The organism is Hymenobacter jejuensis, from assembly GCF_006337165.1.
Taxonomy (GTDB): domain Bacteria; phylum Bacteroidota; class Bacteroidia; order Cytophagales; family Hymenobacteraceae; genus Hymenobacter; species Hymenobacter jejuensis.
Genome location: NZ_CP040896.1, coordinates 3,857,533 through 3,879,231 on the forward strand (window position 1 = coordinate 3,857,533; position 21,699 = coordinate 3,879,231).

General features: G+C 56.1%; 23 protein-coding genes. 13 read left to right on the forward strand and 10 right to left on the reverse strand.

Features of this window, described 5'->3' with window-relative positions:
* Positions 1 to 13 precede the first annotated feature (13 nt).
* From FHG12_RS16025 to FHG12_RS16045, 5 genes are all read right to left on the reverse strand, one after another.
* The gene (locus FHG12_RS16025) at positions 14 to 916 is read right to left on the reverse strand and encodes a transketolase (RefSeq protein WP_139516686.1); all 903 of its coding nucleotides are present in this window, start codon (positions 914 to 916) and stop codon (positions 14 to 16) included.
* Between the two features lie 234 nt (positions 917 to 1,150).
* The gene (bcp, locus tag FHG12_RS16030; RefSeq protein WP_139516687.1) at positions 1,151 to 1,597 is read right to left on the reverse strand and encodes a thioredoxin-dependent thiol peroxidase; all 447 of its coding nucleotides are present in this window, start codon (positions 1,595 to 1,597) and stop codon (positions 1,151 to 1,153) included.
* Positions 1,598 to 1,607: 10 nt separating this feature from the next.
* Complete coding sequence (locus tag FHG12_RS16035; protein WP_139516688.1) at positions 1,608 to 2,171, reverse strand: lipocalin family protein; 564 nt, start codon at positions 2,169 to 2,171, stop codon at positions 1,608 to 1,610.
* A gap of 87 nt (positions 2,172 to 2,258) precedes the next feature.
* Positions 2,259 to 4,220 (reverse strand): M23 family metallopeptidase, encoded by a 1,962-nt coding sequence (locus FHG12_RS16040; protein WP_165699427.1) that lies wholly within the window; start codon positions 4,218 to 4,220, stop codon positions 2,259 to 2,261.
* Between the two features lie 61 nt (positions 4,221 to 4,281).
* On the reverse strand, positions 4,282 to 4,896 hold the full coding sequence (locus tag FHG12_RS16045; protein WP_139516690.1) for a fumarylacetoacetate hydrolase family protein: 615 nt from the start codon (positions 4,894 to 4,896) through the stop codon (positions 4,282 to 4,284).
* 323 nt (positions 4,897 to 5,219) lie between these two features.
* On the opposite strand from FHG12_RS16045, the gene FHG12_RS16050 reads away from it, so the two are divergent.
* The 3 genes from FHG12_RS16050 to FHG12_RS21290 are packed head-to-tail and all read left to right on the forward strand — an operon-like array spanning position 5,220 to position 6,739.
* Entirely contained in the window at positions 5,220 to 6,014 is a 795-nt protein-coding gene (locus tag FHG12_RS16050) for a M48 family metallopeptidase (protein ID WP_139516691.1), read from the forward strand.
* A gap of 24 nt (positions 6,015 to 6,038) precedes the next feature.
* Complete coding sequence (locus FHG12_RS16055; RefSeq protein ID WP_139516692.1) at positions 6,039 to 6,608, forward strand: hypothetical protein; 570 nt, start codon at positions 6,039 to 6,041, stop codon at positions 6,606 to 6,608.
* A complete protein-coding gene (locus FHG12_RS21290; protein ID WP_262711406.1) occupies positions 6,605 to 6,739 on the forward strand; it encodes a hypothetical protein in 135 nt (44 codons plus the stop codon). The genes FHG12_RS16055 and FHG12_RS21290 overlap by 4 nt, the downstream gene beginning before the upstream one ends.
* A gap of 41 nt (positions 6,740 to 6,780) precedes the next feature.
* Here FHG12_RS21290 and FHG12_RS16060 read toward each other — a convergent pair whose 3' ends face one another.
* Positions 6,781 to 8,172 (reverse strand): UDP-N-acetylmuramate--L-alanine ligase, encoded by a 1,392-nt coding sequence (locus FHG12_RS16060; RefSeq protein ID WP_139516693.1) that lies wholly within the window; start codon positions 8,170 to 8,172, stop codon positions 6,781 to 6,783.
* A 202-nt stretch (positions 8,173 to 8,374) separates the two neighbouring features.
* Between FHG12_RS16060 and dnaB the strand changes: the two genes are divergently transcribed.
* The 3 genes from dnaB to FHG12_RS16075 all read left to right on the forward strand — a co-directional run bounded on the left by dnaB (position 8,375) and on the right by FHG12_RS16075 (position 11,097).
* The gene (gene dnaB / locus FHG12_RS16065) at positions 8,375 to 9,985 is read left to right on the forward strand and encodes a replicative DNA helicase (RefSeq protein WP_230471153.1); all 1,611 of its coding nucleotides are present in this window, start codon (positions 8,375 to 8,377) and stop codon (positions 9,983 to 9,985) included.
* A gap of 123 nt (positions 9,986 to 10,108) precedes the next feature.
* The gene (locus FHG12_RS16070; RefSeq protein WP_230471154.1) at positions 10,109 to 10,468 is read left to right on the forward strand and encodes a winged helix-turn-helix domain-containing protein; all 360 of its coding nucleotides are present in this window, start codon (positions 10,109 to 10,111) and stop codon (positions 10,466 to 10,468) included.
* 47 nt (positions 10,469 to 10,515) lie between these two features.
* Positions 10,516 to 11,097 (forward strand): Crp/Fnr family transcriptional regulator, encoded by a 582-nt coding sequence (locus FHG12_RS16075; RefSeq protein WP_139516694.1) that lies wholly within the window; start codon positions 10,516 to 10,518, stop codon positions 11,095 to 11,097.
* 39 nt (positions 11,098 to 11,136) lie between these two features.
* Here FHG12_RS16075 and FHG12_RS16080 read toward each other — a convergent pair whose 3' ends face one another.
* Complete coding sequence (locus FHG12_RS16080) at positions 11,137 to 11,397, reverse strand: hypothetical protein (RefSeq protein ID WP_139516695.1); 261 nt, start codon at positions 11,395 to 11,397, stop codon at positions 11,137 to 11,139.
* A gap of 264 nt (positions 11,398 to 11,661) precedes the next feature.
* Between FHG12_RS16080 and ygiD the strand changes: the two genes are divergently transcribed.
* From ygiD to FHG12_RS16095, 3 genes are all read left to right on the forward strand, one after another.
* Positions 11,662 to 12,492, forward strand: coding sequence for a 4,5-DOPA-extradiol-dioxygenase (ygiD, locus tag FHG12_RS16085; RefSeq protein WP_139516696.1), 831 nt, complete (start codon positions 11,662 to 11,664; stop codon positions 12,490 to 12,492).
* A gap of 138 nt (positions 12,493 to 12,630) precedes the next feature.
* The gene (locus tag FHG12_RS16090; RefSeq protein ID WP_139516697.1) at positions 12,631 to 13,692 is read left to right on the forward strand and encodes an acetamidase/formamidase family protein; all 1,062 of its coding nucleotides are present in this window, start codon (positions 12,631 to 12,633) and stop codon (positions 13,690 to 13,692) included.
* Between the two features lie 118 nt (positions 13,693 to 13,810).
* The gene (locus FHG12_RS16095) at positions 13,811 to 14,554 is read left to right on the forward strand and encodes a S1/P1 nuclease (protein ID WP_165699428.1); all 744 of its coding nucleotides are present in this window, start codon (positions 13,811 to 13,813) and stop codon (positions 14,552 to 14,554) included.
* A 72-nt stretch (positions 14,555 to 14,626) separates the two neighbouring features.
* Here FHG12_RS16095 and FHG12_RS16100 read toward each other — a convergent pair whose 3' ends face one another.
* Positions 14,627 to 15,055 carry a winged helix-turn-helix transcriptional regulator gene (locus FHG12_RS16100; protein ID WP_139516699.1) on the reverse strand — a complete coding sequence of 143 codons (429 nt, stop codon included), beginning with the start codon at positions 15,053 to 15,055 and terminating at the stop codon, positions 14,627 to 14,629.
* Between the two features lie 99 nt (positions 15,056 to 15,154).
* On the opposite strand from FHG12_RS16100, the gene FHG12_RS16105 reads away from it, so the two are divergent.
* From FHG12_RS16105 to FHG12_RS16120, 4 genes are all read left to right on the forward strand, one after another.
* The gene (locus FHG12_RS16105; RefSeq protein ID WP_139516700.1) at positions 15,155 to 16,015 is read left to right on the forward strand and encodes an SDR family oxidoreductase; all 861 of its coding nucleotides are present in this window, start codon (positions 15,155 to 15,157) and stop codon (positions 16,013 to 16,015) included.
* Positions 16,016 to 16,126: 111 nt separating this feature from the next.
* Positions 16,127 to 16,834, forward strand: a complete 708-nt coding sequence (locus tag FHG12_RS16110) for a dienelactone hydrolase family protein (RefSeq protein ID WP_139516701.1) — start codon at positions 16,127 to 16,129, stop codon at positions 16,832 to 16,834.
* A 204-nt stretch (positions 16,835 to 17,038) separates the two neighbouring features.
* Positions 17,039 to 17,608, forward strand: coding sequence for a hypothetical protein (locus FHG12_RS16115; protein WP_139516702.1), 570 nt, complete (start codon positions 17,039 to 17,041; stop codon positions 17,606 to 17,608).
* A gap of 141 nt (positions 17,609 to 17,749) precedes the next feature.
* Positions 17,750 to 18,781, forward strand: coding sequence for a tellurite resistance/C4-dicarboxylate transporter family protein (locus tag FHG12_RS16120; protein WP_139516703.1), 1,032 nt, complete (start codon positions 17,750 to 17,752; stop codon positions 18,779 to 18,781).
* A gap of 23 nt (positions 18,782 to 18,804) precedes the next feature.
* Here the strand turns inward: FHG12_RS16120 and FHG12_RS16125 are convergent, their stop codons facing one another.
* The gene (locus FHG12_RS16125) at positions 18,805 to 19,263 is read right to left on the reverse strand and encodes a molybdopterin oxidoreductase (protein WP_139516704.1); all 459 of its coding nucleotides are present in this window, start codon (positions 19,261 to 19,263) and stop codon (positions 18,805 to 18,807) included.
* A gap of 15 nt (positions 19,264 to 19,278) precedes the next feature.
* The gene (locus tag FHG12_RS16130) at positions 19,279 to 21,576 is read right to left on the reverse strand and encodes a molybdopterin oxidoreductase family protein (protein ID WP_139516705.1); all 2,298 of its coding nucleotides are present in this window, start codon (positions 21,574 to 21,576) and stop codon (positions 19,279 to 19,281) included.
* Positions 21,577 to 21,699: the final 123 nt, after the last annotated feature.

A 21,699-nucleotide genomic window follows, 5' to 3' on the forward strand; every position in this document is an offset into this window, starting at 1 on the left:
GTAGGAATCATTTTTAGTAATCGCTGGCTTCTTCCACCAGCAATTGTTGCAGTGCCTTTTCCAGTTGCTCGTCGTTTGGGGCTACGCCGTGCCATTTGTGCGACCCCATCATGAAATCGACGCCGAAACCCATCTGCGTGTCCATCAGAATCATCGTGGGCTGGCCTTGGCCGACATAGCTGCGGGCTTCTTCCAAGGTCGGGAGCAAGGTTTCAAACTGGTTGCCGTCGGTTTCGAGTACGCGCCAGCCGAAGGCTTCAAACTTGGCGCGCAAGTCGCCGAGACCACCGATTTTGTCGGTTGGGCCGTCGATTTGCTGGCCGTTGCGGTCGACGATGGCAATGAGGTTATCGACTTTGTGGTGCGGGGCATATAGGGCCGCTTCCCACACCTGGCCTTCTTCCAACTCGCCGTCGCCCATGAGCACGTACACAAGGCGGTCGTCGTTGTTGAGTTTTTTAGCCTGCGCCGCGCCCGTTGCCACACTTAAGCCCTGGCCCAGCGAGCCCGAGGCAATGCGAATGCCCGGCAAGCCTTCTTCCGTAGCTGGGTGGCCCTGCACCCGCGAGTTGAGCTTGCGGAACGTAGCCAGCTCGCTCACTGGGAAGTAGCCCGACCGCGCCAGCACCGAATACAGCGTAGCCGAAATGTGCCCGTTGGACAGGAAAAACAAATCTTCGCCCACGCCGTCCATCGAGAACTCGGGGTTGTGCTTCATGATGCGGAAGTACAGCGCCACCAGCAAATCGGTGCAGCCCAACGAGCCGCCGGGGTGGCCAGAATTAACGGCGTGCACCATGCGCACAATGTCGCGCCGTACCTGCGCCGCCAGCTGTTTCAGCTCGGCCACGGAGCGCTCCGGCTGCCTAGATTGGATTTCGGGTTGTACGTCGGGAGTGGTAGGGGCTTCCTGCATTGGGTTAGGTTGAGAAGGGTAGATGGGCAAAGTTAGTATTCTTGCTGAAGCCAACACAATCGATTGTGTAAAAAATTATTGCTTTTGAACGGTGGTAAGGGCAGAAGTGAGACCGACCCGATGCAGCCCAAGCCACATCGAGCAATAAACTCCTATAACGCAATAATCCCTTCACCATCAATTATGTATTTTATTGATAATGAAGGGATTACGAGAAGCTGACTTGCAACGTGCTTACACAAGCTGGGCTGTGTGTTCTTTCGTATCGACTTTGGTGATGACTTTCTCGATAACACCTTGCTCATCAATGAGAAAGGTGGTGCGCACGGTGCCCATATAGGTGCGGCCGTACATCGATTTTTCCTGCCACACCCCGTAGTCCTGCACGATTTTCTGATCGGTATCGGCCAGCAGCGGGAAAGGCAGGTCATATTTCAGCGCAAACTTCTTGTGCGATTTCTCATCGTCAACGCTCACCCCGATTACCTGCACGTTTTTGGCCGTGAGCTCTTCCTGGTGGTCGCGCAGGTTGCAGGCTTGGGCTGTGCAGCCGGGCGTATCGTCTTTGGGGTAAAAATAAAGCGCCACTTTTTTGCCACGGAAGTCGCTGAGACGTAGGAGGTTACCATCTTGGTCGTGGGCTTCGATAGCGGGAGCAGGATCGCCGGCTTGCAGGGACATGGCTAGAGCGTTAGGGGTTGGTGATGAGGGGTTGCGCTGTAAAAATGAGGTTTTCTACCGGAAAGCCCAACGAGCGGGCAATGCCCACCAGGTGATCGCGGGTAGGCCGGGGCAACTGCGGCGTCCGGCTCAAAAGCCACAAGTTTTTGCGGCCCGGTTCGCCTACCAAGGCGTAGCGATAATCCAGCGGGTCCAAATCCAAGATCCAATAGTCGCCCTCGAAAGGCCAGAAAAAGCTGACTTTCAACTTGGCGTTGGTTTCGGGATCAACCACGCGGGCCACGCCTTTCACGGATTCCACGGGGCCATTTACGCCGTCTTGGTGGCATGTATTAACAACGTCAACTTTGCCGTCGGAGCGCAGGTGGTAGTGGGCTGTGACGTGCTGGCAGCCTTTTTCGAAGCGCGTAGGCAGGCGGGCTATCTCATACCACAGGCCCGAATAGCGCTTCAGATCGACGTAGCGGGCAACGGGAAGCGAGGTCCGCTGGCGGGCACGGTTGTAGAGCCAGGTTGTAGTAGCCACAGCTGCCGTGGCAGCGGCAGCAAGCAGAATAGGTCGGCGGGTTTTCATGGGCAGGAGGGATGGTAAACGAAAAGCCGTGGAAACTGCTTGCCTACTGGCAAAACAGCCCCCACAGCTTTTACGCAGATTTAAAAGCTAGATCCGAAAAGCGAGCACTTTCTCGTTGCCGGCTTGGTCGGTGAGGTGAAGCTCGGCCTCGCCCGTCAGGGGTACCGTATGGTCTTGGCTATCGGTGAAGAGCGTCGCCGTTTTGTATTCGTAACGCAGCAAGCGCCACTTGCCGTTCACGAGCAGCCGGTAACTCGACAACCCAGACAGGTTGTCGCCCACCTGGAAGCTGAGGCCAGCCGGCGATTTGCGGGTGAGCTTTACCGTGGGCGGAATGGTGTCGGCCAGAATCCGAAACGAGCCAAACAGCTTGATCGGCACCGTAATCTCGTTGCCGTTCCACTTGCCACCTTGGTAGAGGCGCCCGCCGCTGGCATTGATCATGTACACGGCCGAGCGCTCTTTATCTACCACCTCTTGCTCGGGCTTCAGCGTCATGCGCAGCGGCTGCGCCAGCGGCGTGCGCTGATTCTGCACCGTCCAGAGGCCGTCTTTGTAAGAAGTTTGAAGGTAGAGCGTATCAAACAGCGTCTGCGGGCCAAAGCTCAGGTTGAGATGGGCATTCGAAAAGGAAAAATCCTCGCCGGCCGGAATAATAGCCTGCCGGTCGAAGCGGCGCGTGGTGCGGCCAAATTGCATGGAATCGGGCAAGCCGGCGCGCAGGTCGAACAGATACGTATTCTGGCCTTGCACCGTGTAGCTGGGCTTCAGCGCCAAGCGTTTGGCCCCGCGGTACAGCATTACGTTGGCGCCCTGGCTGGCCGTGTCGGGGTCAGCGGCAATGATTTTCAGGATGTTGCGCGTGATGTCGTAGCGCAGCACTGGCCGCTGCACGGTTGCGCTACCCGTTTTGTAATACGCAGGTTTTTGTCCGCGCAGCACAAAGCTCAGGGGCGTAGAGTTGCCGTAGGAGTCCAGCATGTGCACCTCCACGTTGTAAATCTTGCCGTCTTCAACGTGCAGCTTGCCCCGGTTGGGCCCCGTTGTGTACATCGACAGCGTGTTGCCATCGTCGACAAAGAGCTTTTCCAGCAGCCGGCCGTTGGTGAAGCGCCACTCGTAATCGGTGTGCTGGTTGATCATGCGCGACCCATCCGGAAACGGCACATCATCCACGACGTGCGTGTACAGGGGCTCGCCGTTTACGCGCACTTCCACCCGCTGAAACCCATACTTGTTCCAAACCACATCGAAGCGGTCGAAGCCCTGGAGCAGCAGGCCCACCGTGCCGTACGCCGAAATGGTATCGGGCCAAGCGAAAGCGGTACCGGGTGCCGGCTGCACTTTGGGCACGAATACCGCCTTGTCAAATCGGTTCTGAACGCGGGCTTCAATCGTAAGTGGCTCTACAGCAAAGGCTTGCAAGGTAGGCGGCACGTGGTCCTGAATTTCGGTAAAACCGCCCCACTGCAACGGATTCAACTGATGGTCATCGGCATCGCGAACTTCCCAGTGCAGGTGCGGGCCGCCTGAGCCGCCCGTATTGCCCGAGAGGGCCACCACGTCGCCGCGCTTCACCGGAAACTGATCTTTGTCGAAAAACAGCTCCAACTCGTAGGTTTCCTTTTCGTATTGGCGCTTGCGTAGTTCATCCGCCACGGGCCCCACAAAGCGGTTGAGGTGGCCATACACGGTCGTTAGACCGTTGGGGTGGGTGATGTAGAGTACGTTGCCGTAGCCAAATGACGACTGCTTCAGGCGCGAAATGTAGCCATCGGCAGCCGCGTGCACGGGCAAGTCCACGCGGCCATCGGTCTTGATGTCGAGGCCGCCGTGGAAGTGGTTTGGGCGCAGTTCGCCCATGGCACCGGCAAGGTAGTTAGGCTTGCCGGGCTTAATGGGGAACATAAAAAAGCCCTGCTCCACGGTCGGATGCGGTCGCGGGCCTTTCAGTTCGGCTTGGGCTGCGCCGGGCTTGGCGGGTGCGTGTACTTCGCCGCGGTAGGGGGCTGGGCGCAAACCGGTGGTCGTGAGCAACAGGGCTGCCATTGCGGGCCGCCACGCTGCTTTGCCACCGGAAAACGAAAACCGCCGAACGTTGTCTAGTACCTTATTTAACAGCAACATCCAACAGCTTCTCGTCCTCGATGTAACCCGTCAATTGATCGCCGATTTGCACCGGGCCTACGCCGCTGGGCGTGCCTGTGAAAATCAGATCGCCCATTTTCAGGGTGATAAACCGCGAAATGTAGCTGATCTGAGCCGCGAAATTGTGCAGCATCATGCCCGAGTTGCCCCGCTGGCGCACTTCGCCATTTACTTCCAGGCGGAAGTTAATATTCTGTAAATCAGTGAATTCTGAAACCGGCTTAAAGGTGTTGGAAAGCGGTGCGGATCCGTCGAAGCCTTTAGCCAAGTCCCAGGGCAAGCCTTTGCTTTTGGCTTTGCTTTGCAGGTCGCGGGCAGTAAAGTCGATGCCCAATCCAATGGCGTCGAAATAGGTGTGCGCAAACTTCTCCTCGATATTTTTGCCGTTTTTGCTCACGCGCAGCACCAGCTCAATTTCGTGGTGAATGTCTTTAGAAAAATCGGGGTAAAAGAAAGGCATGCCACGTTGCAGCAGGGCCGTATCGGGCTTGGTAAAGATGACGGGCTCGTCGGGAACTTCGTTTTTGAGTTCGGCAATGTGTTCGGCGTAGTTGCGGCCGATGCAAAGTATTTTCATGGAGAGCTAAAGACTTGGAAGCTTGAGATTTGGGGCGCAATGGCCGAAAAAGGCATCGGAAGTTCAACGGTAAAACCTGCCATTAAAGTACCTACGCGCTTGGGTTGTAGAGCCCCAAGTCCCAAAAATAAGGCTTAATTCGCGGCCACCAACCGCAAAGCGCCGTGTACGCCGCTAACCTTGCCTCGGTTGGCCGGTAGCGCTCCAAACATTTTACCCAGTGCCTGACGTATAGCAATCGCTGTCCGAAACAGAACCGTTTGGCCTTAAAAATGCCTGTGCATTGGGCAGATCGACCTCATTCTCCTAAATCCACCTCGACCATGTTAAAAAAACTTGTCCTTGCCGGCTGCCTGTTAGCGGCCTCGAGCTGCACCACCGTTCCGATTACAGGCCGGCGGCAATTGAGCTTAGTATCTGATTCTGAAATGATTACGATGGCTGAGCAACAATACGCCGAAGTGCTCAAAACCAGTAAGTTGTCTACTAATTCTTCCCAGACGGCCATGGTCCGGAGGGTGGGGCAGCGCATTCAGCAGGCGGTGGAAACGTATTTCCGCCAGCAAAATGCGCAAGACCAACTCGCTGGCTATCAGTGGGAATTCAACCTGATTGAAGACAAGCAGGAGAATGCCTGGTGTATGCCGGGCGGCAAAGTAGCCGTGTACACCGGCATTCTGCCCATCACGCAGGATGAACAAGGCCTGGCCGTGGTACTGGGCCACGAAATTGCCCACGCTGTGGCCAAGCACAGCACCGAGCGGATGAGCCAGCAAATGGCCGCTCAAGGCCTGACTTCGGTAGCTTCAGCCGCCGTTGGCCAAGCGCCTTCGACCTCGCAAAACCTGTTTCTGCAAGTAGTGGGGGCTGGTTCGCAGTTGGGTTTGCTGAAATACGGTCGCAACCAGGAAAGCGAAGCCGACCACTTGGGCCTCATCTTTATGGCGATGGCTGGCTACAACCCCGACGGGGCCGTGTCGTTCTGGCAGCGCATGGATTCGCGGGAAAACCAAGCCTCGCCGCCCGAGTTTCTATCTACTCACCCCTCCAACGGCACCCGCATCGCGGACATTCAGCGCGAATTGCCCGAAGCTCGTAAATACTACAAGCCCCGCTAACGGCGTGGGCCTCTTCTCATTCCAATGATACGATCTATTCGTCCCTTTGCGCGCGTGGGGTTGTTGGCCTTCCTCTGGTTGGCAACCCTCACGGCCTGCGAAACTACCAAGCGGAGCTTCCCGGAGGTTAACGCGCCTGATGACCCCAATGCCACGTCGCGCCACCAGCTCGAAGCCACCAGCAAGCAGATTGCGCAGGCCAACGACAGCGACGGCAAAGTGAAGTTTATCGTGCCGCGCGAACAGCTGTCGCTGGCCTTCATCCGGCAGTTCAACGACGGCACAGTCATCGACAAAACGGTAATTCGTAAAGTGCAGGAGGGCAAAGAGGCGCCGATCTATTACTTGGTTGGTATGGGCCTGCGCGACGGCATGTTCCGCGCCATGGCCATTCCGCTGCAAACTTCCACCGACAACAGCCTGTACTTGGCTTCCAACGCTGCTCGGTACATCATTACGGGCGTGGGCTGCACGTTCTGCTTTTTCAACTTCGAGAAAAACCAGATTGTGGGCACTACCTGCGAAGAAAACACTGGCGGCAGCAGCTGCGACCTGCGCGTAGTTGACAACAACAACTTGTTTCAGCGTCGATGAACCGCAAATGGCTTTTGCGCCTCTCGCTTACGGCCTTGGCGCTGCTCGTAACTACGGACCGCCGGCGCAAAACGCCACCGCCGCCCGCACCACCCGCCGAAGATGAAAAACCAAAAAAGCCCGCTGAATAGCGGGCTTTTTTGGCAGTATGGGGGCGCGTTGCAAGTCGCTCCTATATTCCTTTCGTTACTTCGGCAGCCAGCTGGGCCAGATCCAACCCGTCGAATGTGCCCGACGACATCATCAGCAGGTTGGCGTTGTGCCAGTTTTGCTCTTGCAGAAAAGCAGCCAAAGCCTTGCTGTCGGTAAATACTTGCAAATCAGAACGTTCGAAAGCGGCAGCTACCTGCTCGGGTGCCAGCGGCGGCAGCCGCTTGTGCTCCAGTACGTGCGGGTTGAAATACACCACGGCCACGTCGGGCGCGTCGAACGTGTGTGCATACTGGGGCAAAAAGGCCGGGTTGAGGCTGCTGAACGTATGCAACTCCAGGCAAGCCACCAGCTTGCGCTGTGGGTACTGCTGTTTGAAGGCCGTGGCCGTAGCTTTTAGCTTAGAAGGTGCATGCGCAAAGTCCTTGTATACCAAGGAGTTGTCGCCAGCGCGCACTAGCTCCAGGCGGCGGGCCGCACCTTTGAACGTGGTAATGGCTTCGTAAAAGTCTTTCCCCTTGATACCCAACTGCTTGCAGACTTCCTTGGCCGCCGAGATGTTGCGCAGGTTGTGCTCGCCAAATACCTGCACGGGCACTTCCTCGTCCTTTTTCGTCAGCAGGAACGTCTTGCCGTTGCGGATGATGTGCTCGTGCGGTCCGTAGCCAATGTACTCGACGTCGGGGTTGGTGGGCACGGTTACGAGCTGCACCTGCTCGTCGTCTTGGTCGTAGATGAGGGCACCGGCCTTGGGCGTCATATCCGCGAAAATCTTGAACTGCTCGCGGTAGTCGTCTTCGGTCGGGAAGACGTTGATGTGGTCCCAGCTGATGCCCGAAATGACGCCGATGTGGTGCTGGTACAAGTGAAACTTAGGCCGCCGGTCGATGGGCGACGACAGGTATTCGTCGCCTTCGATGATGATGATGGGCGCGTCTTCGGTGAGCTTCACCATTAGGTCGAAGCCTTCCAGCTGCGCCCCTACGGCGTAGTCAAATTCGCGCTTGTGATGGCGCAACACATGCAGAATCAGCGAGGTAATGCTGGTTTTGCCGTGCGAGCCCCCAATCACGATGCGCTGCTTGTCCTTCGACGCTTCGTAAATGAATTCGGGAAACGAGTACACCCGCAGGCCTAGCTCCTGCGCTCGCAGCAACTCCGGGTTGTCGGCGCGGGCGTGCATGCCTACAATGACGGCATCGAGGTCGGCGGTTACGTTGCTGGGGTCCCAGCCTTCTTGGGCCGGCAGCAGGCCAGCGGCGGCGAGGCGGCCGCGGGCGGGCTCAAATATCTCGTCGTCGGAACCCGTTACTTCGGCGCCGCGGCGGTGCAGGGCCAAAGCCAGGTTGTGCATAATACTCCCCCCGACGGCAATCAGGTGGAGGCGTTGGAGGGAAACGGGCGTGGAGGCCATTCAGGAGCGATAAACTGGTCGGTAGGGCAAAAGCCGGGCGGCAAAGGTACTAAACGACCAGCGTTGCATCGGCAGCCAAACCAGCCGGACGAATCGCGTGTTGAAAACAAGATACCGAAAAGAAAGGGTTTTCACACTCCGCAATTGTCCTGTTAAGCCAGTAGCTTTGTGCCCCTTTTGCGTTAGATTTGCTAAGTACACGATGAATGACCGGATGGATGACCGCCTAAAACTTTCTGCCTCGCGAGCCAAAGCCGCCTGGAACAGCCGTACCCCGTCTGTTTCGGTTGGTGGCCAGGCGGGCAAGCTGCCGCCACAGGCGCTGGAGTTGGAAGCCGCTGTGCTGGGTGCGCTCATGCTTGAGAAAGACGCCCTCACCACCGTTATCGACATCCTCAAGCCCCCGAGCTTCTACAAAGACGGTCACCAACGCATTTTCAAGGCGATCCTGAACCTGTTTGATAAATCAGAACCGATTGATATTCTGACAGTTACGCAGGAGCTTCGGGAAATGGGCGAGTTGGAGTCGGCGGGTGGGCCTCACTACGTCGCCAACCTGACCTTCAAGGTGAACTCGGCGGCCAACATCGAGTACCACGCCCGTATCATCACCGAAAATGCCATCAAGCGCGAGCTAATCCGCATTGCCAGCGACATTCAGCGCGACGCGTTCGAGGATACCACCGACGTATTCAACCTGCTCGACAGTACCGAGCAGTCGCTGTTCGAAGTTTCCGAATCGAACATTCGCAAGAACTTCGACGACATGCGCTCGTTGATGGGCAAAGCCATCAAGGAACTCGAAGAAAAGAAAAACCAAAAGGACGGCCTTACCGGTGTGCCTTCCGGCTTCTCGGCTCTGGACCGCGTAACCAGCGGTTGGCAACCTTCTGACTTAGTGATCATTGCGGCACGCCCCGGTATGGGTAAAACGGCGTTCGTGGTTTCGGCCATGCGCAATGCCGCCGTTGATTTTAAGAAGCCGGTTGCCATTTTCTCGTTGGAAATGTCGTCCATTCAGTTGGTCAACCGTCTGATTTCGGCGGAAGCGGAGCTGGATTCGGAGAAAATCAAGAAGGGCAACCTCGCCGATTACGAGTGGGCGCAGCTCAACCACAAAATATCGTCGCTGTCGGCCGCGCCCATCTTTATCGACGACACGCCCGCGCTCAGCATTCGGGAGCTACGCACCAAGTGCCGCCGCCTGAAGGCCCACCACGACATCCAGATGATCATTATTGACTATCTGCAATTGATGACCGGCAACACCGATGGCGGTAAAGGTGCCGGCAACCGCGAACAGGAAATTGCCTCGATTTCGCGGGCTCTCAAAGGCATTGCCAAAGAGCTGAACGTGCCTGTGCTGGCCTTGTCGCAGCTCTCGCGCTCGGTGGAAACCCGCGGCGGCGACAAGAAGCCGCAGCTTAGTGACCTTCGCGAATCGGGCTCTATCGAGCAGGACGCCGACATGGTAGTGTTCTTGTATCGCCCTGAATACTACAAGATTACGGAGGACGAAATGGGCAACCCGACCCAAGGTACCGGCGAAGTAATCATTGCCAAGCACCGGAACGGCTCGCTGGAAACCGTGCAGCTGAAGTTTATCGGTCGCTTTACCAAATTTGCCGACCTCGACGGCGGCGGTTTCCCCGGTGACGACGGCTTTAACCCCAGCGCCTTCCCCGCCAGCACTTTCGATGACGAAACGGGCTTCACGCCGGGCACTATCCGGTTGGGCAGCAAAATCAACGATTCGCCCAGCCCGATGCCTTTCCCGAAAAGCAACTTCGGCAACGACGATCCACCCTTCTAAAAGGGTGATCTTACATAATGAAAAGCGTCAGGTAGAACTACTTGACGCTTTTTTCTTGCTGATAAATTGGATACGTTTCTGCCTACGGCGGGTGGATTACTCCTTTTTGCTAAGATTGCAGCCATGAAAAACCTGCTGCGCTCCGACCTGACCTTCCGCCTGAACGGCCGCCTGTGGATCGAGAGCAGCGAGGAACGGTTTATGGGCATCGGGCGGCTCGAATTGCTGGAAAAAATCGAGGCGATGGGTTCCATTTCCAAGGCGGCGCAAGCCATGAGCATGTCGTATAAGCGGGCCTGGGATTTGGTGAGTTCCATGAACACGCAAGCCAACAAACCGCTGGTAATCACGCAGACTGGTGGCAAAAGCGGTGGCGGCGCGCTAGTGACCGAAGAAGGGAAGCAGGCTATTCAGGCGTTTCAGGCGATGCAGGAGCGGTTTCGGCAGTTTATGGAAGCGGAAACCCAACGGCTCAATGGCTAGCAGGTAAACATCAGATCGTCTGAGGGTTATAGTAGAAGCGCAATAGCATGTACGAGCAGCTCGAAACGTATTTTCAACAGAAACTGTCGCTCACGGAGGTGCAGTTTGCGGAAATTACGGCCTTACTAACGCCCAAATCGGTGCGCAAAGGCGAGTTGGTCGTGCGGCAGGGTGAGGTAGGCCGCTACGGCGCGTTTGTGGCAAAAGGTTGCCTGCGCAGCTACGTTATCGACAAGAAGGAAAAGGAGCACATTCTGCAGTTTGCGCCCGAAAATTGGTGGATTGCCGATCAAAACAGCATCCTACATAACGAGCCCGCCATGTTTTACATCGACGCGCTAGAGGACTCGGAGGTGTTTCTATTTGGCTCGGCGTTCTTTCAGAAATTGCAGGCCATCGGCCCGGAATTTCAGTCGCTTTTCTACACGCTGCTGCAAAACAGCGTGCGCTCCATGCAAAAGCGGCTCATCAGCACGCTCAGCGCCACGGCCGAAGAGCGCTATCTGGAATTTATCCATACCTATCCAACGCTGGCCCTGCGCCTGCCGCAACGCATGATCGCCGCGTATCTGGGCGTAACGCCAGAATCTCTGAGCCGGATTCGCAAAGAACTAAGTATTCATAAGTAATTGATTTAAAGATAATTATGAATACTTGGCTCTGAGGTTTTATCCTACTGTGGGCGTGAAGTTTACGAGCTCAAAGCCTGCTTTTCGCAGCGCTTTGTCGATGTCGTCGGTAACGGGTTTGGCGCTGTGGCCGGCGGCAACTTCTACTTCGTTGCCTTCCACACGGTCTACCAGTAGGCCCAGGCCGGTAAGCACTTCCCGAACCCGCACAATGGCCGCGTCGTCGTGCAAGCTTTTGATTTCCAATACATACCGGACAAGCTGGGTCAGGTCGGAAGGAGAGGAGTTAGACTGATCCATAACTATTGGGGTAGGGTAGAAGTGGGACTTTGGAAAGTGTACGGCAAAACGCCACTCGGGTCTGCGTGGGGTGCTTGCGGAAGGGCGCTTAGCCAGCGACGCCGTGAGGTAGAAGATACGCATTTCTTATCCTACATCAAGGCGCTGGGTTTGGCGGATCGGTACTTTTGTGTTGTAGCTGCGGGAGAAATAGACTCACAAAAAGTGCTTATGAACCGCAGCCATTTTTTGAAAGCATTGGCTTTGTTACCGCTTGCTTCGACTATGAAACTGAATGAATTAACTACTGCGGCGTCCTCTTTCAAGAAGAGTGAGAAAATGCCGGTCCTGTTCGTAGGGCACGGCTCGCCCATGAATGCGTTGGAAGATAACCCGTTCACCCAGAAGCTAAACCGCATCGGTACCGACATCCGGCAGCGACAGACGCCTACGGCTATCCTGGTGGTTTCGGCACACTTCCTGACCAAAGGCACGTATGTTACCGCCAGCCCAAAACCGGAAACTATTCACGATTTCGGCGGCTTTCCGGAGGCGCTGTTCCGCGAGCAATACCCCGCGCCGGGCTCGCCCGAATACGCTCGGGAAATCATGAAGATGGTGCCCGAAGTGCAGGACACCGAAGAATGGGGCCTCGACCACGGCGCCTGGACCATCCTGAAGCACATGTTTCCGGAGGCCGACATTCCGGTGTTTGAATTGAGCCTCGACTACGGCCGCAGCCCGCAATACCACTTCGATCTGGCCCAGCGCCTGCAATTTTTGCGCGAGCGCGGCGTGCTCATCATCGGCAGCGGCAACATTGTGCACAACCTACGCCAAAGCATGCCCAAACTGATGGCCCAAGACGCGACGCCCTACGATTGGGCCGTGGAATTTGACGAGTGGGTGAAAACCAAAATCAATCAGCGCGACTTCCAAAGCCTGATTGATTTTCACAAAGCCGGCACCATGGGCGCCCTCTCAGTGCCTACCATAGATCATTATCTGCCAGTACTTTACACCTTGGGTTTGGCTGACAAAAACGAGAACATCACGCAGGCCTACGAAGAAGTATACTACGGCGGTCTGAGCATGCGTACGTTTATTGCTGGGTAACTAATTGATAGTAAGATATTTGCATGAAGCGTCTGGCAGAAGCCGGGCGCTTTTTTGTGCGCTATTTATCCTGCCTGCGACAAGGGACTTCCCGCCAATCGTCTGTAGATTGCTGGCTCACGAGCATTCGAAAGGATTATGAGCCATAACTGCTTCAAAAACAGCTTTTTACTGTTTGCTCTGGGAGCTTCCGCCTTGTCGGTGCAGGCACAAGAGCTTGCTTCTAGGTCAAAGCCCGGCAAATCAACTACGTACCAGCTCAAACCAACGCCCCAAACGGTAGCTTGGGGCTTTTACGACGCCAGTGCGAAGCCCGTGCTGCGCATCAAATCGGGCGATGCCGTGGACGTGCAAACGCTGATTACGTCGAGCCCGACGCGGCTGGAAGGCGCCGGCGTAGCGCCCGACCAAGTAGAGCAGTCGTTGCGGGATATCTACAAGGACGTAACCAACAAAGGGCCTGGCGGTCACATTCTTACGGGGCCCATCTACATCGAAGGCGCCGAACCGGGCGATGTGCTGGAAGTGCGCATCAAGAAGGTGAAGCTGGCCATTCCGTATGCTTACAATGGGTTCGGGCCCACCAGTGGCTTCATTCCCGAGGATTTTGGCTACGCCAAAATGAAGATCATTCCGCTCGATGAAAAGCGCATGGTGGCCCATTTTGCGCCCGGCATCGACATTCCGCTGCGCCCGTTTTTCGGGAGCATGGGCGTGGCCCCACCGCTGGCCGCCGGCCGCATCAACAGCGCGCCGCCCGGCATTCACGCCGGCAACCTCGACAACAAAGAGCTGGTCGCCGGCACTACGCTTTACATTCCGGTGCACGTGCCGGGAGCCTTGTTTGAAGTCGGCGACGGCCATGCCGGTCAGGGCAACGGCGAGGTAGACATCACCGCCTTAGAGACTTCCCTTCAAGGCACGCTGGAATTTATCGTGCGCAAAGACATGCACCTGACCTGGCCCCGGGCCGAAACGCCGACCGCCTACATCACCATGGGCATGGACGAGGACTTCACCAAAGCCAGCAAAATTGCGGTGCGCGAAATGGTTGATTTTCTGGTAAAAGAAAAAGGTTTGAGCCGCGACGACGCCTACATGCTGTCGAGTGTCGCCGCCGATCTGGAAGCGACGCAGGTGGTTGATGGTACGCGCGGCGCCCACATGATGATCCGCAAGAGTATTTTCGGCAAAAAGTAAGGCGACGGGCAAACCTGGCGTTCGTCCTACCTTTGCCAGATCTTTTACCGTGGCTATCGCCACCTGTTCTCCGTTTTACATGTTGAAGAAGTGTTTCGCCCTCCTCTGCCTAAGTCTTTTGCCGTTCAGCCTCCTGGCATGGGGCGTAGTAGGGCACCGGGCCGTCGGGAAAATTGCTGAAAACCACTTGAATAAGAATGCGAAGCGTCGGATCGCGCAACTGCTTGGGAGCGAGCGTATTCCGATGGTGGCAACCTGGGCCGACGAAGCACGATATTCCAACGAATACTCCTACACGGCCCCTTGGCATTTTATCAACACCCCGCTCGGGCTGCCTTCCGATCAATACATCAACCTAGTGAATAAGATGGCGGAGCCCAATGCATATATGGCTCTTAATCAGAATATTAAGGATCTGAAAGATCCGGCCAAATCACAGGCGGAAAAGGTCATTGCGCTGAAATTCGTTATTCACCTTGTGGGCGACATTCACCAGCCCATGCACGTAAGCCGCGCCGAAGACCAGGGCGGCAACAAGATATCCGTCAAATACCAAGGCAAAGACACCAACCTGCACAGCCTGTGGGACAGCGGACTGGTTGAGTACGAGGGGTTTACCTATTCAGAGCTGGCTGCGGCACTCGACCACGCGAGCAGCGCCCAGATTCGGCAGTGGCAAAAGGATGAGATCTCGACCTGGTTGTTTGAGTCTTACCAGATCAGCCAGCGACTCTACCAAGAAACCGAGCAAAACCCCACCTTCGACTACCGCTACAACGCGGCTCATCTGCCCACTGTTGAGCAGCGAATCGAGCAGGCGGGCATCCGGTTAGCCGGTGTGCTGAATGATATTTTCAGCTAGATAATCTATTGATTATCAATCGATTATGCGACAAAGCCGCTAGCTCAGCTAGCGGCTTTGTCGTTTTATGCGTTACGCCTGCTCTTTGGCGGCAAAAGCGGCCCGCGCCTGTGCGATTTGCGGGGCATGTTCGTTGGCCCAGTTGCCAAATTCAATCATCGCCTCCAACAAGCTTACCCCCAGGCTGGTAAGGCGATATTCTACGCGGGGCGGCACTTCGGCGTACACTTTGCGAGCCACTAGGCCATCGGTTTCCAAAGAGCGGAGCGTAACGGTGAGCATGCGCTGCGAAATGCCATCGATGCGTTTGCGCAACTCATTGAAACGCAGGCTCTCGACCGAGCCAAGGTGCAGAATGGAAAGCATCGACCATTTGTCGCCAATGCGGTCTAGAATATCACGCACGGGGCAAAGACCGATACCATTTTCGGGTACGGTCAGAATTTTTTGAGCTGCCGCTCCAAGCGTAACTGCCTGATTATCAGCAATAGTTATCTTCATGTGCCTTAGGAAGTAGAAAATGCCTTCTTGTATAGCGCAAGGTACGCCAGTATTTTTGAGTTACTAAAAGTAACTATTGACTTCTTAACACCCAAACCCATGCTAGCAATTACAGGCGCTACCGGCCATCTGGGCCGCGCCACCATCGAAGCCCTGCTGCCAAAAGTAGCTGCAAACCAAATTGTTGCGCTGGTGCGCGATCCTCAAAAAGCCACCGACCTCAGCGAGCAAGGTGTGCAGGTACGGGTAGGCGATTACGACGATGTGGCCTCTTTGGTAGCGGCTTTTCAAGGCGTTGAAAAGGTGCTGCTTATTTCCGGCGACGACCTCGAAAAGCGTACGCAGCAGCACAAAAATGTGATTGATGCGGCCAAACAGGCAGGCGTGAAGCACGTCATTTACACCAGTGTGCTTAATCCTTCAAGGGATTCGCATTTCACGGCCTCGCCCAGCCATGTGGCCACCGAGGAGTATCTGCGCGGTTCGGGTTTGACGTACACGCTTTTCCGCAACACGCTGTACTTGGACTTTGTACCGATGTTTTTGGGGCAGGATGCAGTGCCAAGCGGCAAAATATATTCGGCGGCCGGCGACGGCAAAGTGACCTATGCTCTGCGTAACGAAATAGCGGAGGCGCTGGCTAACGTGCTGACCTCCAGCGGCCACGAAAACCAAACGTATGACATTGCTCCAGCGCCCGCTTATTCTATGCAAGAAATTGCGGCAACGCTCAGCGGAGTTGTTGGCAAACCCGTTGAGTATGTTTCGATTTCGAGCGCGGACATGGCTGCGGGGATGCGCCAGCACCAGGTGCCCGAACCCGTCGTGACGATGATGGTAGGCTTGTCGGAAGCGATGCGGGCAAATGAGTTTAACCACCCAAGCGATGCGTTTGAGAAGTTGCTCGGCCGTAAATCCACGGACGTGAAAACATTCCTGACGAGCGTGTACGGCAAGTAAAGAACCTGCACGCCCAAGCAGGCCCCGTTGAGCGTAAACTGTTGTGGAGGCGCGAACATTTGGCCGAGAAGTCAGTTGCTTAGCCCCAACAACCAACCCGTATCTACTCGAATGAGCTATCCCAACGCCGTATCGCTTCAGGCCTCCGACAACACCCAACTAAATGCCTACACGGCTTTTCCGAGTACGCCCGGCACGTATCCCGGCATTATTCTGCTGCAAGAAGCCTTTGGCGTAAACGCCCACATTCGTAGCGTTGCCGACCGGCTGGCGCAGGAAGGTTTTGTGGTGATTGCGCCCGAGCTGTTTCACCGCACCGCCGCACCGGGCCTGGAAATCCCGTATTCCGATTTTGCCAGCGCTGCGCCTCATTTTCAGGGGATTACGCCGGAAGGTCTAACGGCCGATTTGCAGGCGTCGCTGGCTTGGCTACAGGCACAGGACAACGTAGTGGCCGACAAAATTGGTAGCATCGGGTTCTGCCTGGGTGGCCGGGTGTCGTTTTTGGCCAATGCAGTTTTGCCGTTGGCTGCCGCTGTATCGTATTATGGGGGCGGCACGCACACGCTCACCGATCGGGCCCAAGATCTGCATGCGCCGCATCTGTTTTTCTGGGGCGGCCTCGACAAGCACATTTCGAAAGAGCAGATAGCCAGCGTTATACAAGCTCTGGACACTGCCGGAAAGCCTTACATCAACACCGTCATCTCCTACGCCGATCACGGTTTTCACTGCGACGCGCGCCCCAGCTACAACCCCGACGCGGCAAAAGAAGCCTGGGCGCTTACGTTGGCTTTCTTCAACGAAAAGCTGCGCTAAGATCTGGCCAAGGAGGTTTTGCCTTTGCTGAATAGTAAAAACGCCCGGCGCCGACGCCGGGCGTTTTTTATGTCAAGCGTTTTGGGCAGAAACCAGGATTAAAGCGCTCACAGCAAAGCATTTCTGTGGCTCATTCGTCAGCAGAGTAGGAGGGTGTTGCTTGCGCTCCGTTCGCGTTTCTGCCGCACATTAATCCTTAAAACGATGAAACAACTAACGCTGCTTTTGCTCGGCAAGCGCCGGGAGTTTATGCAACAACTGCTTCCCCAGGTGCGCGAAGCAGGCTTTTACGCGCTGGGTTCTACCAGTATGGCTACTGTACACGACGATTTTGACGCCCGCGACTTCGATGTTATCGGGCTAGGCGGGTGGTTTGGGCCTGAGGAACGCGCCCGAATGAAAGAAACCTTTCGGCGCCAAAACCCCCAAATTGTCGTGCTCGATTTGGTGGGGCCGGTGGCTTTGGAGCAATTGAAAAGTTTTGCCGCTGGTCGTGAGCTTACTGTTGCACAGCAGCTTATGGCCACTTTTGATGGTTCGCTTGAAGTGCGTTTCGCCCTTAGTGAAGCCAGTGCCGTGGAGCTGACGCTTTACTATTACGACGCGGTGCCGAGAGCCGAAATGCTGCTGCACGGCGTTGCTTCGGCTGGCGAAACAGTGCTGCGTGTAGCGCCGGAAAAGCTTGGTCAAGGTCCTAACTTCTTGGTACTAAAGGCCGAAAATGGCGATATCCTAACGCATCGGATTGAGATCGATTTGATGATGCAGATTTAATATATTGAATATCAATGCGTTATGAAATATAGCAACTTGGAGAACCTTAAATTGGGCAGCCAGTAAGACCGTAGCTCAACTTTAACATACGATGCGCGGGAGAAGTATACGCAATACGTTTTTACTTCCTACCCTGGCGCTATGAAGAAGACAATTCGGCAGTTTCCGCCCGCCTATTTTGCAATGGTCATGTCCACCGGGATCATCTCGCTGGCGGCGAAAGAGCTAGAAATGAAAGGCATAGCCGAAGCGTTCTTCTACCTCAACCTGCTGATCTATCCGCTGTTTCTGCTTCTGTTGGCCCTGCGCGCCTTCCTGGATTTTAAAGGGCTGTGGGCAGAGCTTACTTCGCATGCAAAGGGCGCCAATTTTCTGGCTTTGGTACCGGCTACCTGTCTGGTCGGGAACCAGTTTGTGCAGCTGCGACACAACCAGGCTGTAGGTAATGCGCTGTGGGTGTTGGCTTTAGCAAGCTGGCTGGTATTATCGTATTCGTTTCTGCTGGGCGTAAGCATCGGGGAGGAAAAGCCGGATTTGGAGAAAGGACTCACTGGCAGCTGGTTGTTGCTGGTGGTAGCAACTGAGTCGCTGGCGGTGCTGGGCGCAAAGCTCGTTTCCGGCTGGCCCGTCCCGCTGGAAGTAGGATTTGTTGGTGCTATTGGGGCTTTTTTGCTCGGCAGCCTGCTGTATGTTGTGCTCATCACGCTGCTGATCTACCGGCTTACTTTTGTGCGGTTGGGCGAAGAGGAGGTAGGCGCCGCCTACTGGATCAGCGTGGGGGCCAGCGCGATTACTGTGCTGGCCGGAACTACCTTGGTATCGGCCCTTGATAAAGCCCACGTCCTGAGCGACATAGTGCCGTTCGTAAAGGGCTGGAGCGTATTATTCTGGGTTGTCAGCAGCTGGTGGATTCCGCTGGTGGCGGGCCTGCGCCTGTGGAATCATCTGCGGACGCGGCCGGCTTTTGCCTACAGCCCGCCTTACTGGAGCATGGTATTTCCGCTGGGTATGTACACCGCCGCTACGCTGCGCCTAGCCGAAGCCCTGTCCGTGCATCAGCTACAAAGCATCTCGGCGGGCTTTATTTACGTTGCGTTGCTGGCCTGGGTGCTGACGTTTGGCGGCATGTTCTACCACTTCGCAACGGCCGCCAGAACGCCACAACCAGCGTGATCGAGAGGAACCGTTAAAAGGGCTCAATCAGCAACAATTAAGGTTTGGGGCGCGGCTTGTTTCATGCGGGTCATGAGCCAATCGAGCTGCCGTCTGGTTTCCTTCTTGCAGTGCGTACATAGCGCTTCCAATTCCTTATCGCGCAGCCCCAGAGCGGCTTGTGAAATCACAATCCAGCACAAATCGACTTCGTTGGCGAGCAGCCACAGGTCGTGCAAATCGCGCAGCAAGCCCAAACTGCCGTTGCGGACACCGTCGAACAGGGCGTTGTGCAAGCGGTCGGGCTCGGGGCTTTTGTCCTCCGAATACTTTGCGATAAACGGTTGCAGACGCCCGTGGTGCTGCCGCGACCACGCCGACAGCAACAGGCAGGTCTGCTCGACGTCCGGCTCGTCTTTATGGTGGCGGGCTACTTTCTCCAACGCGTCAGCCAGTAATTTCTCGCTTGTGTCAACCAAGCCTAGGTAATTAGCTAAGTGCATGATAATGAGGCTGAATTACGCTTTTTTAATTCGGACGGCGGCGTACTTAAAATGCGGCTGCTTGCTGACGGGGTCCCACTCGGTAAGCGTCAGCTCGTTGGCCGCCCGCGGCCGATCGTCTTTGTCCCAGTAGCCGTAGTGAAACGGGAGGAAGACCAGTCCCGGTTCGATGTTGCCGATGCGGGCGGGCTCGCGCACCTTGCCGCGGCGCGATTGCACCTCCACCATATCGCCTTCGGCGATGCCATAGCGAGCAGCGTCCTGCGCCGATAGCTGCACGTAGGCATCGGGCGCGGCATCCTGCAAAGCCTTGGCGCGGCCCGTTTTGGTGCGCGTATGAAAGTGATATACCAGCCGGCCCGTCGTGAGCCACAATGGATAGTCTTTGTCCGGTTCTTCGTGCGGGGGCTGATAATCAACCCCTTTGAGAAAAGCTTTGCCCTTCGGATCGATCAATTTGTAGTCATCCTCGGTGCGGGCAGCGCCCGTTTCCAGGTCGTAGCCGTAGTCTTCGCAATAGTCGACATCGGTGCAGAAGACGCCGTCGGTGTAGAGGTGTTTGGCTCCGTCGGGGTATTGGTCGTTGCAGGGCCACTGAATGCCCGAGCCGCCGGTGAGCTTGGCGTAACTCAGGCCGGTATAGTCGCACGGACGGCCGCGGGTGCATTCGCGCCAGGCATTGAAGGCATCTTCCGGCACCTGCCAGGTGCTGCTCAACAGCGGCTTGCCTTCTTTATCGCGGAAATCCATGCGCCGGGAGTAGTCAACGAAAATATCGAAGTCGGAACGCGCCTCACCGGGCGGATCAATGGCTTTGTGGGAGAGGTGAACCGTGCGGTCGACGTTGGTAAAGCAGCCCGTTTTTTCGCCCCAAATAGCGGCGGGAAGCACCACGTCGGCATAATGGGTGGTTTCGGTCGGGAAAGCGTCCTGCACGATTACGAACAGATCTTTCTTCTTCAGAATTTTGCGGATGCGATCCAGATCCGGCATCGAAACAAGCGGGTTGGTGCCGCTGATCCAAAGCATTTTGATGGAGCCCGTTTCGCAGTAGCGCCAGATTTGCATCGCGTGCGTGGGCGGCGACCAGTGCGGAATTTTGTCGATGTCCACGTTCCACAAGTCGGCCAACTCCTGAACATGCTTTTGGTTGCCCCAGTTACGAAACGCCGGCAAATCGCCATCGGCGCCGCATTCGCGGGTATTCTGGGCCGTGGGCTGGCCGTTCATCTGGTAGATACCGCACCCATCGCGCCCGATCAGGCCGCGCAGCAAGTGCAGGTTGTTGATCTGAACGGCCGCCGCCGTGGCCTGCATTGACTGATATACACCTTGTAAGGCACTGGATACCAAGGTATTGCAAGTGCCTAATATGTGAGCCGCCTCGCGCAGCTTATCGGCGGGTACACCGCTAAGGCGCTCCACCCGATCAGGCGTCCACTGCTCGACGATCTTTTTCAGCTCCTCAAAGCCAACGGTGTGAGTATTAATGTATTCCTGGTTGATGTGGCCCGCCTGAATAATGAGATGCAGCAGCCCGTTCATTACCGGGATGTTGGTGCCCACGCGGGGTGCCAAATGCACAGTGGCCTTCTCGGCGGTGTAGGTTCGGCGCGGATCAATCACGACCAGCTTTGGCGGGTTGGGGCCAGCCAGCCGATCCAGAATGCGCATCCACAGCACAGTTTGCTGGGAAGCTGTGTTGTGGCCGACGTGCAAAATAGCTTCCGTTGTGTCGAGGTCGGTGTAGGAGCCGGGCTGCCCATCCGAACCAAACGAGGCTTTCAGAGCGGCGGCCGCGGTCGCGGTACACAGGCGCGTATTGCCGTCCATGTGGGGCGTGCCCAAACCCGCTTTCCCCAGCACTCCCAGCGCGTAGTATTCTTCCAGAAACAGCTGCCCCGAGGTATAAAAGCCGATGGAACTGCTGGTGTGTTGCTCCACCAACTCCTTGGATTTCTGCACGATCAAGCTCATGGCTTCGTCCCAAGTAGCTTCTTCCAACTTCCCGTTACGGCGAATAAGCGGTTTGGTCAGGCGGTCCTGGCTGTGGTTGGCAACCCAGCCATGCAGGCCTTTGGGCCCCAGCCGCCCGTGGTTGACGCGGTCGGCGGCCCGGCCGCGCACGCCCACGATGCGCCCGTCTTTTACCCCAATATCTATTCCGCAGCCATTGGAGCACAGTACGCACGCCGATTGTACCCACTGGTCAGGCGTTTCCTCAATATGCTCGTCTACTCGCACGGGCCACTGGCCTTCATAACCGGTGCGCTGGCCCCAAATGTCAGCAATACTGTCGCGGGTTTCTTCCATGTGGTAGGCTTGATTTTAATCCCATTTTAATGTGGATAACAAGCCGCTTTACGTGCACGAAGGCAGGAAGATATAGCCGAGCTTAACTAATTGAAAATCAAATATTTGTAAACCTCTTATTGG

Bases quoted from the DNA above. Each gene is read 5' to 3' on its own strand.
- FHG12_RS16090 (WP_139516697.1), top strand. From the start codon at position 12,631: ATGAGCCATAACTGCTTCAAAAACAGCTTTTTACTGTTTGCTCTGGGA.
- bcp (WP_139516687.1), bottom strand. From the start codon at position 1,597: ATGTCCCTGCAAGCCGGCGATCCTGCTCCCGCTATCGAAGCCCACGAC.
- FHG12_RS16060 (WP_139516693.1), bottom strand. From the start codon at position 8,172: ATGGCCTCCACGCCCGTTTCCCTCCAACGCCTCCACCTGATTGCCGTC.
- FHG12_RS16050 (WP_139516691.1), top strand. From the start codon at position 5,220: ATGTTAAAAAAACTTGTCCTTGCCGGCTGCCTGTTAGCGGCCTCGAGC.
- FHG12_RS21290 (WP_262711406.1), top strand. From the start codon at position 6,605: ATGAACCGCAAATGGCTTTTGCGCCTCTCGCTTACGGCCTTGGCGCTG.
- FHG12_RS16120 (WP_139516703.1), top strand. From the start codon at position 17,750: ATGAAGAAGACAATTCGGCAGTTTCCGCCCGCCTATTTTGCAATGGTC.
- FHG12_RS16125 (WP_139516704.1), bottom strand. From the start codon at position 19,263: ATGCACTTAGCTAATTACCTAGGCTTGGTTGACACAAGCGAGAAATTA.
- FHG12_RS16040 (WP_165699427.1), bottom strand. From the start codon at position 4,220: ATGGCAGCCCTGTTGCTCACGACCACCGGTTTGCGCCCAGCCCCCTAC.
- dnaB (WP_230471153.1), top strand. From the start codon at position 8,375: ATGAATGACCGGATGGATGACCGCCTAAAACTTTCTGCCTCGCGAGCC.
- FHG12_RS16115 (WP_139516702.1), top strand. From the start codon at position 17,039: ATGAAACAACTAACGCTGCTTTTGCTCGGCAAGCGCCGGGAGTTTATG.
- FHG12_RS16025 (WP_139516686.1), bottom strand. From the start codon at position 916: ATGCAGGAAGCCCCTACCACTCCCGACGTACAACCCGAAATCCAATCT.
- FHG12_RS16100 (WP_139516699.1), bottom strand. From the start codon at position 15,055: ATGAAGATAACTATTGCTGATAATCAGGCAGTTACGCTTGGAGCGGCA.
- FHG12_RS16075 (WP_139516694.1), top strand. From the start codon at position 10,516: ATGTACGAGCAGCTCGAAACGTATTTTCAACAGAAACTGTCGCTCACG.
- FHG12_RS16105 (WP_139516700.1), top strand. From the start codon at position 15,155: ATGCTAGCAATTACAGGCGCTACCGGCCATCTGGGCCGCGCCACCATC.
- FHG12_RS16130 (WP_139516705.1), bottom strand. From the start codon at position 21,576: ATGGAAGAAACCCGCGACAGTATTGCTGACATTTGGGGCCAGCGCACC.
- FHG12_RS16055 (WP_139516692.1), top strand. From the start codon at position 6,039: ATGATACGATCTATTCGTCCCTTTGCGCGCGTGGGGTTGTTGGCCTTC.
- FHG12_RS16080 (WP_139516695.1), bottom strand. From the start codon at position 11,397: ATGGATCAGTCTAACTCCTCTCCTTCCGACCTGACCCAGCTTGTCCGG.
- FHG12_RS16045 (WP_139516690.1), bottom strand. From the start codon at position 4,896: ATGAAAATACTTTGCATCGGCCGCAACTACGCCGAACACATTGCCGAA.
- ygiD (WP_139516696.1), top strand. From the start codon at position 11,662: ATGAAACTGAATGAATTAACTACTGCGGCGTCCTCTTTCAAGAAGAGT.
- FHG12_RS16035 (WP_139516688.1), bottom strand. From the start codon at position 2,171: ATGAAAACCCGCCGACCTATTCTGCTTGCTGCCGCTGCCACGGCAGCT.
- FHG12_RS16070 (WP_230471154.1), top strand. From the start codon at position 10,109: ATGAAAAACCTGCTGCGCTCCGACCTGACCTTCCGCCTGAACGGCCGC.
- FHG12_RS16110 (WP_139516701.1), top strand. From the start codon at position 16,127: ATGAGCTATCCCAACGCCGTATCGCTTCAGGCCTCCGACAACACCCAA.